A 14786-nucleotide genomic window follows, 5' to 3' on the forward strand; every position below is an offset into this window, starting at 1 on the left:
ATGGCACGGGCCGCCGGCGGGGATTTTCGGTCGCGTGGACGCGGGCGACCGGTCAGACGGGCAGCAGCGCCCCGGCGGGCTCGAACGGAAAACGTTCGGCGAAGGCCGGGCGCAGATCCGTCAGCCAGACCGCCGACGGGTCGTAGCGCGCGAAGAACGGCCGCCCCACGAGCGAGGGGTCGCGCGCCTGGATGAAGTGGAGCATGAACACCTGCTCGCCCGCGATCTCGGTGACGCCGTCGACGCACACCTTGCCCGGTGTGGCCGACATCGACGGCCCGCGGACCGTGCGGCAGAGCCCGGAGACGCTCGAGTAGGCGTCCCTGAAGACCTCGTACGCACGCGCCAGCGGCACCGCGAAGTAGTCCTGCGGCCCGGTGTCGCGCTCGACGAACATGTAATACGGGATCATCCCCATCCGGAGCTGCCGCCGCCACATGCTCGACCACACGGCCGGGTCGTCGTTGATGGACCTGATCAGCGGCGCCTGGGTCCTGATCGTGGCCCCGCTGCCGAGGATGCGCTTGACGGCCGACTCGACCAGTGGCGACTCCAGCTCGCGCGGGTGCGTGAAGTGGGCCATGAACGCGAGGTTCTTGCCCGCGTTCACCACCTCCTCGAACAGCCCGAGCGTGGCGTCGGCGTCAGGGTCGGTGGTGAAGCGCTGCGGCCAGTAGGCCAGCGCCTTGGTGCCGATCCTGATGGACTCCAGCTGCTCCAGATCCAACAAGGGCTCGATATATCGCCTGATGACGGGCTCGCCCATGATCATCGCGTCGCCGCCGGTGATCAGGACGCTGGTGACCTCGGGATGCTGGCGAATGTAGGCCACCATCTGGTCGATGTCGTCGGAGGCGAACTTCAGGTCCGCGTCCCCGACGAACTGCGCCCATCTGAAGCAGTAGGTGCAGTACGCGTGACAGGTCTGCCCCTGCTTGGGGAAGATCAGCGCGGTCTCTGCATATTTGTGCTGCATGCCAGGCACCGGCTCGTCGCCCATCCTCGGGACGTTGAGCTCCTTCTGGCCTGCGGGGTGCGGGTTGAGCTGTGCGCGTACCCGGTTCGCCTCCGCCTGGATCTCGACGTTCGGCGCCTCGGCCTTGAGCAGGTCCGCCAGCCGGGCGACGTCGGTCGCGGGAAGCATGTCCTCCTGCGGGAAGACGAGCCGGTAAATCGGGTCGTCGGGCGCGGCCGACCAATCTATGAGTTCGTCGACGACGTAGGCGTTGGTCCGGAACGGCAGCACGGTGGCGACGGCGCGGACCTTCAGCCGCTCTTCGTCGCCCAGTCCCGCACGCTTCAAGAGCTCGTCGAGGTGCTTGGACGTGTACGCCTTGAAGCGCCGCGTGCCAGCTTGGTTCAAGATCACTAGGCCTTTCCCATCTTTTTTGTTCGATCGGATGTAAACCTCACGACCCTGTCGCGCGTCTACGGTTCTTAATACCCGGACGCTGTCAGACACGTCAGCGGTTCCGCTGGACTCCAAGTTTTCCTTGAGGTTCACGAACACTCGCGACATATCGCGAATAGGCATACACTGATTTACCGTGATCCATGACCCTGACCAGCGGGCCAGACGCCGACCGCGACCGCGTGGCCGCGGTCCTGTCAGAGGGCCTCGCCACAGGAAGACTCACCAGCGTCGAGCACGCCGACCGCCTGGACGTCGCCTACGCGGCGAAGACGGTGGGCGAACTCGTCCCCCTTACCCGGGATCTGCCCGAGGTGTCCGCGTCAAACGTGCCCGCCGCCATCGAGCAGCAGGTCATCGACTCGAAGTTCAGCAAGATCGTCCGCAAGGGGCGCTGGGTGGCCTCCCGCAACACCCGGCTGTCCGCCCGGTTCGGGGCACTCATCATCGACCTCTCGGACGCGGTGCTGCCCGGGCGTGAGATCACCATCGAGACGAACGCCTGGTTCAGCAAGGTGATCGTGCGCGTTCCTGACAACGCGCATGTGATCGACGAGGGGGCGTCGATCTTCGGAAAGCGGAACGTGACGGGCGGCTCGCAGGCCGATGGGCCGTTGATCCGGGTGACGGGGTCCTCGAAGTTCTCCAAGGTGATCGTGTCGCGCGGTAAGGACGACTGGAACCTCCACTGAGCCACCGCCGCCCCGTAAGCCGCGGCTTCTCGGCTGAGCCGGCGTCTCGGCAGCCGCAGCTCCTCCGCTGAACCCGCCGCCCCGAAGGTCGTGGCTCCTCCTCCGGAAGCCCACTCGCGTTCGCTCGGCAACGCCTGTTCGGCAACGCCCGTCATGGCACAGCAACGGCGCCGTTCCTCCGCCGCCTGCCCTCGCGGTCCCGGCGGTCGCGGTCCCGGCGGCCGTGGGCCGCGCCTTCGCGTCCCGGGGTCTCGCCTGGGCGGCCGCGCGAAGACGCCGTAGACGCCGGGGCTCGATGCCGCACGCCCCCCAAAGGCCGCAGACCCCAGGGCCGGTGCGGCAAGCCCGCCCCAAGCGCCGCCGACGCCGGAGCCCGGTGCCGCAACCCCGCCCCAAGCGCCGGAGCCCGAAGCAGCAAACCTCGGCCAGGCACCCTGGACGCCGGAGCCCAATACGGCGAGCCCCGGCGCAGGCACCCCCGACGCCGGAGCCGGAAGCGGCAAACCCCGGCCCAGGCACCCCGGACGCCGAAGCCCCGTGCCGCAAACCCCGGCCCAGGCACGCCGGACGCCGAAGCCTCGTGCCGCAAACCTCGGCCCAGGCACCCCGGACACCGAAGTCCGTGCCGCGAACCCGCCCCCGACGCCACAGACGCCCAGGCCGCCGGTGTGGCAAGCCCGTCCCCGGCGCCGCCGCCACCCGCCCCAGGCGTCGCAAGCGCCGAATCCGGGTGTGGCTGGTCCCGAAGGAGGAGGCGTTGGAAACACGGGCGCTCCGGGCGACCGGGCCGAGGTGTGGGGATCAGGTGAGAGGGTCGGTGAGACTGGAAGGGGCCCTCGGGGGAACCAACAGGGCCTACCCGCCGGTTAACCTGGCACCTGCCTTGCCTACGATGCGGACATACCGAGCCCGCGTTCCGGTCAAGCCGTGGCGGCGGGCTCGATGCCGTACGAGGTGATCATTGTCCGACAGCAGGCCCATCGCGATCGACGCCATGGGCGGCGACCACGCACCCCACGAGATCGTGGCGGGAGCGGTGCACGCCGTCCGGGAGCGCGGTCTGCCCGTCGTGCTCGTCGGCTCGCCCCGCGTGCTCTACGAGGCCCTCGCCGACCACGACGCCACCAAGGAGGTCCCGATCGTACGGGCCGAGGAGGCCCTGGCCATGGACGAGGGCGCGCTGGCGAGCCTGCGCCGGCCCCGCTCGAGCATCGCCGTCGCCTGCCATCTCGTACGCCGCGGCGACGCCGCCGCGGTCGTGTCCGCGGGTTCCACGGCGGGCATCGTGGCCACAGGGAGGCTACGGCTAAAAGGCCAGCAAGGCGTGCTGAGACCGGCCATAGCGGTCCCCATCCCGACCCTCCCCAACCCCACCGTGCTCATAGACGCGGGCGCCAACGCCGAGGTCAAGCCGGAAATGCTGGTGCAGTTCGCCCAGCTGGGGACGGCCTACGCCGAGCTCGCGTACGGCATCGAGACGCCCAGGGTCGGCCTGCTCACGATCGGCAGCGAGGCAGAGAAGGGCAACAAGCTCGTCAAGCGCGCCCACGAACTGCTGCTGGCCGCCCCCGGCCTCCGGTTCGAGGGGAACGTCGAGGGCCATGACCTGCTGACCGGCAAGGTGGACGTGATCACCACCGACGGGTTCACCGGAAACGTGGCGCTGAAGACCATGGAAGGCGCGGTCCGCTACGCGTTCTCCGAGCTCAGGGCGGCCGTCACCGACAGCAGGCTGGCCAGGCTGGGCGCCGCGATGCAGCGCTCGCGCATCCGCGAGCTGCGCCGCCGCCTCGACCCCGAGGCGTACGGCGGCGCCGTGCTGCTCGGCCTGAACGGCACCGTCGTGATCGCCCACGGCTCGTCCAGGGCCGACGGGATCAGCGCGGCCTGCAAGCTCGCGGCCGACCTGTCCGGGGTCGGAATCGTGACCCGCATCGGCGACAAGATAGCGACCACACATCGCTCCCACAGATTGTGGTGACCCCGTAGGGTGTGACCGATCCACAGAAACAGGGGGTTATGTGGACCGGCTCTCCACAGTGGCCAACGGACTCACTTCGGCGCAGGTGGCGGGGGCGAAGCCCAACCATGTTCCGCGGCGGTCGAGCAGGTCGCTGAGCGCGATCGTCAGGGCGAACGTCTTCACCCTGTTCAACCTCGTCATCGGCGTGCTCTGGGCGTTGGTCCTGATCTTCGGCGAGTGGCAGGACAGCCTGTTCGGCCTGGTCATCGTGGCCAACGTACTGATCGGCATCGTCCAGGAGCTCCGCGCCAAGCGCACCCTCGACAAGCTCGCGGTGATCAACGAGGCGCCCGTCCGGGTCCGCCGGGACGGGGAGGAGCGGCTGGTCCAGCCCCGCCACGTGGTCTTAGGCGACCTGATCCTGCTCGGCCCCGGCGAACGCCTGCTGGTGGACGGCGAGGTGGTCGAGTCCGACGGGCTGGAGGTGGATGAGTCACTGCTGACCGGCGAGGCCGACCCGGTGCACAAGCAGCCCGGCGACGAGGTCCTGTCGGGCAGCTTCGCCGTGGCGGGCGCGGGCGCGTTCGTGGCCACGCGGGTCGGCACCGACGCGTACGCGGTGAAGCTCGCGGAAGAGGCGAGCAAGTTCCACCTCGCCCATTCCGAGCTGCGCGAGGGCGTGGCGAACTTCATCAAGTACATCACCTGGCTGGTGATCCCGATCGGCGCCCTGCTGATCTACAGCCAGCTCAAGCACTCCGCCGACTTCGGCACCGCGATCACCGGCGCGGTCGCGGGCATCGTCACCATGATCCCCGAGGGCCTGGTGCTGATGACCTCGATCGCGTTCGCCGTCGGCGTCGTACGGCTGGGCCGGCGCAAGTGCCTGGTCCAGGAGCTGCCCGCGATCGAGGGCCTGGCCAGGGTGGACGTGCTGTGCCTGGACAAGACGGGCACGCTCACCGCCGGCGGCATGGACCTCGACCAGGTGCTGCCCCTGCGCGACGGCCACCCGGTCGAGGAGGCGCTGGCCGCACTGGCCCACCTCGACCAGTCGCCGAACGCCACCGCCCAGGCCATCCGGGCCCGCTACCGGAGCGTCCAGGACGGGTGGGCGGCCGGTGAGACGGTGCCGTTCTCGTCGGCGCGTAAATGGAGCGGGGCCCACTTCGGCGAGCGGGGCGCCTGGGTGCTGGGAGCGCCGGACGTGCTGCTCGACGGCGGGGACGCCTACGACCAGGCCGCCGAGCTGGCCGCCACCGGCGCCCGCGTGCTCGTCCTGGGCCGCACCCGCACCCTGCCCACACCTCAGCAGGCGAGCGGGGCGGGAATCGAGGCCAGCGGGGCAGGCGGAGAGGTGGCCGGGGCAGGCGTCGAGCCCGGCGGGGCAGGCGTCGAGGCGGCCCAGGCGGGCATCGAGGCGGTGGCGCTTGTCACGCTCAAGCAGCGCGTCAGGCCCGACGCCCACGAGACCCTCCGCTACTTCGCCAAGCAGGGCGTCACGGTCAAGGTCATCTCCGGCGACAACCCCACCGCGGTCTCCGCCATCGCCACCGGCCTCGAGATCCCGGACGCGCACCGTGCGGTCGACGCCCGTGACCTCCCCTACGACGACGAGGCCAAGCTGGGCGAGCTGCTCGACTCCCACACCGTGTTCGGCCGCGTCAGCCCCCGCCAGAAGCGGCAGTTCGTCACCGCGCTCCAGGCCAGGGGCCACACGGTGGCCATGACGGGCGACGGCGTCAACGACGTGCTCGCGCTGAAGGACGCCGACCTGGGCATCGCGATGGGCGCGGGCAGCCCGGCCACCAAGGCGGTCGCGCAGGTGGTGCTGCTCGACGACAAGTTCGCCACGCTGCCGCACGTCGTGGGCGAGGGACGCCGGGTGCTGGCCAACATCGAACGCGTCTCCAACCTGTTCCTCACCAAGACCTTCTACGCGATCGTGCTGTCGCTGCTGGTCGGCGTGGCCGGGGTCATGTTCCCGTTCGCGCCCCGACACTCCACCCTCACGAACGCCCTGACCATCGGCGTCCCCGCGCTCTTCCTCGCGCTCGCGCCGACGTTCGAGCGCTCGAAGCCGGGGTTCGTCCCCAGGGTGCTGCGCTTCGCCGTACCCGCCGGGGTGTTGTGCGCGGCGGCGGTGCTGCTGTCGTTCTGGGCCGCCCACAGCGGCACGTCCACGCTCGTCGAGGATCAGACGTCGGCGGTGATCACGCTCTTCCTCACCACCTGGTGGGTGCTCGTGCTGATCACGAGGCCCCTCAACTGGTGGCGGATCGCGCTGGTCGCGTCGATGGCGGCGGCGTTCGCGATCGGGTTGACGATCCCCTTCGTACGGCACTTCTTCGCTCTCGAACCCGGCAACCTCGGCAACAATCTGGCCGCCATCGGCATCTCGATCGTGGCGGGCGTAATGATAAGCGTCGCTGTCAAGGTCGCCGGTACCCTTAGAACATGACCGACCCGCAGATTGTGCTCACCGAGCGCGTCCAGCAGGCGCTGGCGCGCGCGTTCGGCCAGGAGCACGCCGACGCAGATCCGCTGATCCGGCCCTCCCAGTTCGCCGATTTCCAGGCGAACGTCGCGATGAGCCTGGCCAAGCGACTGCGACGGGCGCCGCGGGAGGTCGCCGAGGCGATCAAGACGGAGCTGTCCGACTTCCCCGGCACGATCGAGGTCAGCGGCCCCGGCTTCCTCAACATCACGCTCGACGACTCGTGGATCGAGTCCGAGGCGACGCGGATGCTGGCCGACCCACGGCTCGGCGTCGGCACGATCACGCCGTCGCAGACCGTGGTGATCGACTACTCCGCGCCCAACGCGGCCAAGGAGATGCACGTCGGCCACCTGCGCACCACGATCGTGGGTGACTCGCTGGCCCGCCTGCACGAGCACCTCGGCAACACCGTGATCAGGCAGAACCACCTGGGCGACTGGGGCACGCCGTTCGGCATGCTCATCGAGCACCTGCTCGAGATCGGCGAGGAGGCCGCGGTCGCGCAGCTGGAGGCCGGCCAGGGCACGGAGTTCTACCAGGCGGCGCGGGCGAAGTTCGACTCCGACGACGACTTCAGGCAGCGCGCCCGGGTGCGGGTGACCACGCTGCAGTCGGGCGACGCCGAGACGATGCGGCTGTGGCACGTGTTCATGGAAGCCACCGTCCGCTACTTCAACAAGGTCTACCAGCTGCTCGGCGTGACGCTGACCGATGCCGACCTCGCCGGCGAGAGCATGTACAACCCCATGCTCCAGAAGACGTGCGACGACCTCGAGGCGGCCGGGACGGCGGTGATCAGCGACGGCGCGCTCTGCGTGTTCCCGCCCGGCTTCACCGGCTCCGACGACAAGCCGCTGCCGCTGATCATCAGGAAGAGTGACGGCGGCTACGGCTACGCCACCACCGACATGGCGGCGATCCGCTACCGCGTCCACGACCTGAAGGCCGAGCGCATCCTCTACGTCGTGGGCAACGAGCAGGCGCTGCACTTCCGGATGGTGTTCGCCGCGGCGCGGCTGGCGGGCTGGCTGCCCGACTCGGTCTCGGCCGAGCACGTCCAGATCGGCATGATGCTGGGCAAGGACGGGCGCCGGTTCAAGACCCGTTCCGGCGAGTCCGTCAAGCTGATGGACCTGCTCCAGGAGGCCGTCGACCGGGCCACGGCGGCCATCGCCGACCGGGGTTACGACGATGCCACCACGAAGGAGATCGCGCATGCCGTCGGCATGGGCGCGGTGAAATATGCCGATTTGTCGGTCAGTCACGACAGCGAGTACGTCCTCGACTTCGACCGCATGATCAGCTTCACCGGCAACACCGGCCCCTACATGCAGTACGCCACCGCCAGGATCCGCTCCATCTTCCGCAAGGCGGGAATGGCTCCGGCCGAGGCGACGGGCCCCATCGTGCTCGCCGCGCCGGCCGAGCGCGCGCTGGGCCTCCAGCTGCTCGGTTTCGGCGAGCTGGTCTCCCAGGTCACCACCGAGTCCGAGCCGCACCGGCTGTGCAACTTCCTGTTCCAGACCGCCAGCCTCTTCAGCACGTTCTACGATGAGTGCCCGGTGACCAAGGAAGGCGTCGACCCGGAGACCAGGCAGCACCGGCTGGCCCTGTGCAAGCTGGTGCTGGACGTTCTGGAGAAGGGGCTCGACCTGCTGGGTGTGCCCGTTCCCGAGCGTATGTAACAGGCAGTTGACTCAAAGCCCGCAGATCCGCCGTGGGCGCGCCTCCACCTGGTTGGCGCGCCCGAACGGTTAGGCTTTACGCGGTCATGAATTGAGGCCGAAATGGGGGAGTTCTCTGCCTTGAGCACGGACCTGACTGCGAGCCCCCAAGCGGCTACGGAGTTGCATCGTTACGCTGAGGCGCTGCTCGCTCACCTCGCCGCCAAGGGCGCTGCCCCTCCCGCCACACCAGGTTTTCGCGATATACCCGGCTATTGGCTGCCCCCGGCCATCGAAGCGCTGGTCGCCATCCTCGCCGGCGAAGACCCGCTGGAGCCGCTGAGCCGGGCCGCCGGGCGTGACCAGCAGCAGACCGCGCTCTTCCTCTGCCTGGCCCTCGCGGTGTCCGGGCAGGGCGGCCGCATCCACGCCTCCTGGCTCGGCACCGCCTTCGGCGAGCTCTCACTCGACCGGCCGGTCTCCCACGGCCAGCGCTCGCTCTGGCTGGCCGCCGCCCGGGGGGCGTACGGCCCCGCCGGCAAGATCTTCGTGCTGCGCAAACTCGACGCCCTGGCCGTCCAGGAACACGCCGACCCGGAGCAGTGGGTGCAGGCGCTGGTGCCGGGCGAGCCTTCGGTCGTGGTGCCGCCGTCCCTCGCCGACTTCCCGGAGATGGCCGAGATCCCCGAACTGGCCAGACCCGCCGTGGCGGCCGCCCGCCTGGCGAGACTGCGCGGGCGCTGCGCCGAGATCACCTCGACGCGGCAGGCCGAGCAGGACACCGCCATCTCGCTCGACAACAGCTCCGGCAGCCCGGCCTCCAGCTGGGCCGAGGACGAGCCGCTCGCCGTCCTGCGCTCCCTGATCGGCCTCGGCGGCCCGGCCGGCCCGATGGCCTCGCTCAACTCGTACCTGCTCGAAGACCTCCGCCCGGGCTCCGACCCGCACCTGGCGGCGATCGCCCTGCACGTGGCGGGGCCCATCCTGCGCGGCGTGGCCGAGGAGCTCGAAGCCGACAGCCGCCTCGCGCCGCCCACCACGCTCACCGTCGCCCTTCTCGGCCACCGCATCCACCTGCGCCCGGAGGGCCCGGAGGCGTCGTCGCTGGCCGCCGCCGAGGCGGCGCTCATCGCGGACGGCGTCATGCCCCGCCCCCGCCCGTGGGCGGCGATGGTCCTGATCGTGGCCGGCATCGCCTGCCTCGTCGGGGCCGTGATCTCCAGCAGCCTGTTCGCCGCCGCCGCGGTGGCCATGATCGGCCTGGCCGGGTGGCAGCTCTGGCAGCGCCGCAAGCTCGTCGAAGCCGACGCCCGCTACGTGGCCGCCCAGGTCAGCGAGCTGAAGGAGCTGGCGGAGGGGGCGGTGTGGGCCCTGCACGCGTACGCGAGGGAGGCGGACGAGCGCGCGAAGCAGGCCACGGAGGACGCGGCCGAACTGACCCGCCTCATCCGCCGGGGCCCCCGCGCCGGCTGACCCCGCTTACGGACGCTCACGGCGCTGGCTAACGGCCCTTCGGCCAAGGGGCGGGCGCCTTACAGTCATCGATCCCGCGGCGAACGGGATCGGACACTTACGGTAATCGGTCCCGCTGGCAAGTCCGGGAGTGCCGTTGATCAGTGGACCGCACCTGGGCTGCACCGGATGAACACTTACGGTAATCGGCGCTGACGGCCTTCCAGGCGGGGTGTCGGGTACGGGCGGTCTATCGGGACGCGCCCTTTGATCTGCGGACCGGGCCTGGGATACCCAGGAGCCTGGTCGCTGTCGAGAAGCCGTCCAGGGGCCAGCGGACCATGACACGCTGGCGGCCTGCCTGAATGGCCCGGGTCGGTGGCGCATCGACGATCCGCCTCCGCACCCGGCCACCGGCTCGACCCCGCCGGGCGATCGTGGTCAGCGCAGCCCGCCTCTGCGCGCCGACCACGGCCCAGCGGCCCGGTTACCACACTCAGGTGGTCTCGATCTCCACGTGCGCCGGCGCGAGCAGGAAGACGCGGTCGGCGATGCGCTCGATCCGCCCTTCGCACCCATAGGCCAGCCCGGCGGCGAAGTCGACCATCCTCGTCGCCTCGGGCATCGCCATGCCCGAGACGTCCATGATTACCGTCTGCCCGTCACGGAAGTGCTGGCCGATCAACGGCGCGTCGTTGTACTTGAGCGGCTGGACCATCACGATTCGCGACGAGTCGACGTTGGCGCGCCACCGCCTGGCGGCCCGCTCGGTCGCGGGGACGTACTCGTCCTCGTACTGCTCGTCGTCGTCATAGCCTTCGTCGTAGTGATCGACCCCGCTCAGGCCAAGGTAGCTCACCACCTTGCGCACTGCCCCCATCGGCTTGTCCTTTCCTCAGGAACTCACCGTAATCGGCACGTCCCTACACATTGGACGGTAACCGACGATTCCGCATTCGCCACGCGACACGCCCAGCCCTAATTCCATTTTGTACAGCTTGCAGCCCGCTTGCATCTGGATATCCGACCCCCGCCCGCCATCGGTCACGTGCGCCTCTCCACTGTCGACGCCTTCACCAGCCAAGGTTTTCCACCCTAATCGCGCGGCGCGCTGCCCGCTGGGCTCTCCGGTTACTGGTGGACGGATGCAGAGAGTAGCCATCGGGATGAACCACACGGAGCCTCGCCAATTCCCCCGCGCCGGCTCCCTCACCGCCGCCGAAGTCACCCTCTGTGGTCACTCGCCGGGCGCGCCCGATGCCTGTCCTCTATTCAACGGAGGCGACGGAGACACCACTCGAATTTGGTGCGGCGTGCAGACCGATGCGTAGTGGCGTGGATGGAGGCGGGTGGCACACGTATGAGAATGCGGCCCTGGAGCCGGTGCCTCAGGCTCGTAGGTACGGGTCCCGGAGTCGGGGGTGGGGCGGACAGCCGGCCGGGCGAGGGAACACGTCTCACGGCTCCACCCCGCCGCACAGCACAAAAAAAGGGGTCCGACGCCCAAGGCGTCGAACCCCCTCAAAGATTGTCCGGCGGCGACCTACTCTCCCACACCCTCCCGAGTGCAGTACCATCGGCGCAGAGAAGCTTAACTTCCGGGTTCGGAATGTAACCGGGTGTTTCCTTCCCGCCATAACCGCCGTAACCCTATGAAACTATCAAGCACTACCGCTTGTTGTTTCAGAATTGCCTAGTGGACGCGAGCAAGAAGCTTTGTGGTCAAGTCCTCGGCCTATTAGTACCGGTCAGCTCCACACGTTACCGTGCTTCCACCTCCGGCCTATCAACCCGGTCGTCTACCGGGAGCCTTACCCACTCTCGTGGTGGGAGACCTCATCTCAAGGCAAGCTTCCCGCTTAGATGCTTTCAGCGGTTATCCCTCCCGAACGTAGCCAACCAGCCGTGCACCTGGCGGTACAACTGGCACACCAGAGGTTCGTCCGTCCCGGTCCTCTCGTACTAGGGACAGCCCCTTTCAAGTCTCCTGCGCGCGCAGCGGATAGGGACCGAACTGTCTCGCGACGTTCTAAACCCAGCTCGCGTACCGCTTTAATGGGCGAACAGCCCAACCCTTGGGACCTACTCCAGCCCCAGGATGCGACGAGCCGACATCGAGGTGCCAAACCATCCCGTCGATATGGACTCTTGGGGAAGATCAGCCTGTTATCCCCGGGGTACCTTTTAGCCGTTGAGCGACACCGCTTCCACACGCCGATGCCGGATCACTAGTCCCAGCTTTCGCTCCTGCTCGACCCGTCAGTCTCACAGTCAAGCTCCCTTGTGCACTTACACTCAACACCTGATTGCCAACCAGGCTGAGGGAACCTTTGGGCGCCTCCGTTACCCTTTGGGAGGCAACCGCCCCAGTTAAACTACCCACCAGACACTGTCCCCGATCCGGATCACGGACCAGAGTTAGACATCCAAAACGACCAGAGTGGTATTTCACCAATGACTCCACCCGAACTAGCGTCCGAGCTTCCCAGTCTCCCACCTATCCTACACAAGCCGTTCCAAACACCAATGTCAAGCTGTAGTGAAGGTCCCGGGGTCTTTCCGTCCTGCTGCGCGAAACGAGCATCTTTACTCGTACTGCAATTTCACCGGGTCTGCGGTTGAGACAGCGGGGAAGTCGTTACGCCATTCGTGCAGGTCGGAACTTACCCGACAAGGAATTTCGCTACCTTAGGATGGTTATAGTTACCACCGCCGTTTACCGGCGCTTAAGTTCTCACCTTCGCCCAGCAAGCTGGACTAAGCGGTCCCCTTAACGTTCCGGCACCGGGCAGGCGTCAGTCCGTATACATCGTCTTACGACTTCGCACGGACCTGTGTTTTTAGTAAACAGTCGCTTCCCCCTGGCCACTGCGACCCCCACCAGCTCCGAGTGCAAGACTCATCACCAGCAGAGGTCCCCCTTCTCCCGAAGTTACGGGGGCAATTTGCCGAGTTCCTTAACCACAGTTCACCCGATCGCCTTAGTATTCTCTACCTGACCACCTGAGTCGGTTTAGGGTACGGGCCGCCACAACACTCGCTAGAGGCTTTTCTCGGCAGCATAGGATCATCCACTTCACCACAATCGGCTCGGCATCACATCTCAGGATATATGCGAGGCGGATTTGCCTACCTCACTCCCTACATGCTTACCCCAGGACAACCATCGCCTGGGCTGGACTACCTTCCTGCGTCACCCCATCGCTTACCTACTACCCAATCAGGCCGAGCGTTCGGTCTAACACCAGTCCCGAAGGACCAGCTGACTTAAGGACTCTTAGTATCAAGGGGTTCAGTATGGGCGCGTTAAAGCGGGTACGGGAATATCAACCCGTTGTCCATCGACTACGCCTGTCGGCCTCGCCTTAGGTCCCGACTTACCCTGGGCGGATTAGCCTGCCCCAGGAACCCTTGGTCATCCGGCGCGAGGGTTTCTCACCCTCGATTCGCTACTCATGCCTGCATTCTCACTCGCACAGCCTCCACAACTAGATCACTCTGCTGCTTCGCCGGCTGCACGACGCTCCCCTACCCATCAACACAACATGTGTGTCAATGCCACGACTTCGGCGGTGTACTTGAGCCCCGCTACATTGTCGGCGCAGAATCACTTGACCAGTGAGCTATTACGCACTCTTTCAAGGGTGGCTGCTTCTAAGCCAACCTCCTGGTTGTCTCTGCGACTCCACATCCTTTCCCACTTAGCACACGCTTAGGGGCCTTAGTCGGTGATCTGGGCTGTTTCCCTCTCGACTACGAACCTTATCGCCCGCAGTCTCACTGCCACGCTCTCACTTACCGGCATTCGGAGTTTGGCTGACGTCAGTAACCTTGTCGGGCCCATTAGCCATCCAGTGCTCTACCTCCGGCAAGAAACACGCGACGCTGCACCTAAATGCATTTCGGGGAGAACCAGCTATCACGGAGTTTGATTGGCCTTTCACCCCTACACACAGATCATCCCCCAGGTTTTCAACCCTGGTGGGTTCGGTCCTCCACCCAGTCTTACCTGAGCTTCAACCTGCCCATGCGTAGATCACTCCGCTTCGGGTCTACAGCATGCGACTCAACGCCCTATTCAGACTCGCTTTCGCTACGGCTCCCCCACACGGGTTAACCTCGCCACACACCATAACTCGCAGGCTCATTCTTCAAAAGGCACGCAGTCACATCACACAGAAGCAAGCTTCTGTAAGCTCCTACGGCTTGTAGGCACACGGTTTCAGGTACTATTTCACGACCCCTCACCGGGGCACTTTTCACCTTTCCCTCACGGTACTCGTGCACTATCGGTCATCAGGGAGTATTTAGGCTTACCAGGTGGTCCTGGCAGATTCACACAGGATTTCTCGAGCCCCGTGCTACTTGGGATCCCCTCAAGGAGTCCATCCGATTTCGTCTACCCGGCTCTCACGGTCTACGGCGCCCCTTCCCAGAGGCTTCAACTATCAGAAGGATTTCTCACTCCTCGAAGCAGCGGCAGCCACTTCAAGAGGGTCCCACGACCCCGGACATGCAACGCCTGCCGGCTATCACACACGCCCGGTTTAGCCTCATCCGCTTTCGCTCACCACTACTCACGGAATCACTGTTGTTTTCTCTTCCTACGGGTACTGAGATGTTTCACTTCCCCGCGTTACCACCAACCGCCCTATACATTCAGGCGGAGGCAACACCACATGACTGGTGCTAGGTTTCCCCATTCGGACATCCCCGGATCAACGTCTGGTTGGCGACTCCCCGAGGCTTAACGCAGCCTCCCACGTCCTTCATCGGCTCCTGATGCCAAGGCATCCACCGTGTGCCCTAAAAAACTTGGCCACAAAGATGCTCGCGTCCACTATGCAAATCTCAAACAACAAACAGCAACCGCATCCAAGCCCGGGAAACCCGAACCCTTCAGCGGCCCTGTACTCCAGAAGAACCGGTCACCCGTTTCCTCAGGACTCAACAGTGTGTCCAACCAGCCCGGACCCTCGAAACCCCGTTCCCACTCCCTCACGGGCGGTACTAGCAGTCCGACAATCACGGCCTGGTTGAGTAGCCAGTGCTCCACTAGTGAGCTGTCACCCCACCACACATTCGGTGGTGAAGGGTGAAGATG

The 14786-nt window shown here is 66.5% G+C and carries 7 protein-coding genes and 2 rRNA genes; 5 read left to right on the forward strand and 4 right to left on the reverse strand.

The features are described from left to right. Positions 1-52: 52 nt before the first annotated feature. The gene (locus H4W80_RS31320; RefSeq protein ID WP_192788371.1) at positions 53-1369 is read right to left on the reverse strand and encodes a KamA family radical SAM protein; all 1317 of its coding nucleotides are present in this window, start codon (positions 1367-1369) and stop codon (positions 53-55) included. Positions 1370-1554: 185 nt separating this feature from the next. On the opposite strand from H4W80_RS31320, the gene H4W80_RS31325 reads away from it, so the two are divergent. The 5 genes from H4W80_RS31325 (at position 1555) to H4W80_RS31345 (ending at position 9703) form a co-directional block, all read left to right on the forward strand. Continuing rightward, positions 1555-2103: a DUF1707 SHOCT-like domain-containing protein gene (locus tag H4W80_RS31325; protein ID WP_192788372.1), complete on the forward strand. Its 549-nt coding sequence runs from the start codon at positions 1555-1557 to the stop codon at positions 2101-2103. A gap of 961 nt (positions 2104-3064) precedes the next feature. Further along, complete coding sequence (plsX, locus tag H4W80_RS31330) at positions 3065-4084, forward strand: phosphate acyltransferase PlsX (protein WP_264086015.1); 1020 nt, start codon at positions 3065-3067, stop codon at positions 4082-4084. 58 nt (positions 4085-4142) lie between these two features. Continuing rightward, positions 4143-6527: an HAD-IC family P-type ATPase gene (locus H4W80_RS31335; RefSeq protein ID WP_318787150.1), complete on the forward strand. Its 2385-nt coding sequence runs from the start codon at positions 4143-4145 to the stop codon at positions 6525-6527. Next, positions 6524-8251, forward strand: coding sequence for an arginine--tRNA ligase (gene argS / locus H4W80_RS31340; RefSeq protein WP_192788374.1), 1728 nt, complete (start codon positions 6524-6526; stop codon positions 8249-8251). Before H4W80_RS31335 ends, argS begins: the two co-directional genes overlap by 4 nt. A 162-nt stretch (positions 8252-8413) precedes the next feature. Continuing rightward, positions 8414-9703, forward strand: coding sequence for a hypothetical protein (locus H4W80_RS31345; protein ID WP_192788375.1), 1290 nt, complete (start codon positions 8414-8416; stop codon positions 9701-9703). Positions 9704-10178: 475 nt separating this feature from the next. On the opposite strand, the gene H4W80_RS31350 is transcribed toward H4W80_RS31345, so the two are convergent. The 3 genes from H4W80_RS31350 to H4W80_RS31360 all read right to left on the reverse strand — a co-directional run bounded on the left by H4W80_RS31350 (position 10179) and on the right by H4W80_RS31360 (position 14503). Continuing rightward, positions 10179-10562, reverse strand: a complete 384-nt coding sequence (locus tag H4W80_RS31350) for a cell division protein SepF (RefSeq protein WP_192788376.1) — start codon at positions 10560-10562, stop codon at positions 10179-10181. A 650-nt stretch (positions 10563-11212) separates the two neighbouring features. Next, positions 11213-11329 (reverse strand): 5S ribosomal RNA (rrf, locus tag H4W80_RS31355). Between the two features lie 71 nt (positions 11330-11400). Next, positions 11401-14503, reverse strand: a 23S ribosomal RNA gene (locus tag H4W80_RS31360). Between the last annotated feature and the right edge of the window lie 283 nt (positions 14504-14786).

Source organism: Nonomuraea angiospora (assembly GCF_014873145.1).
GTDB lineage: Bacteria > Actinomycetota > Actinomycetes > Streptosporangiales > Streptosporangiaceae > Nonomuraea > Nonomuraea angiospora.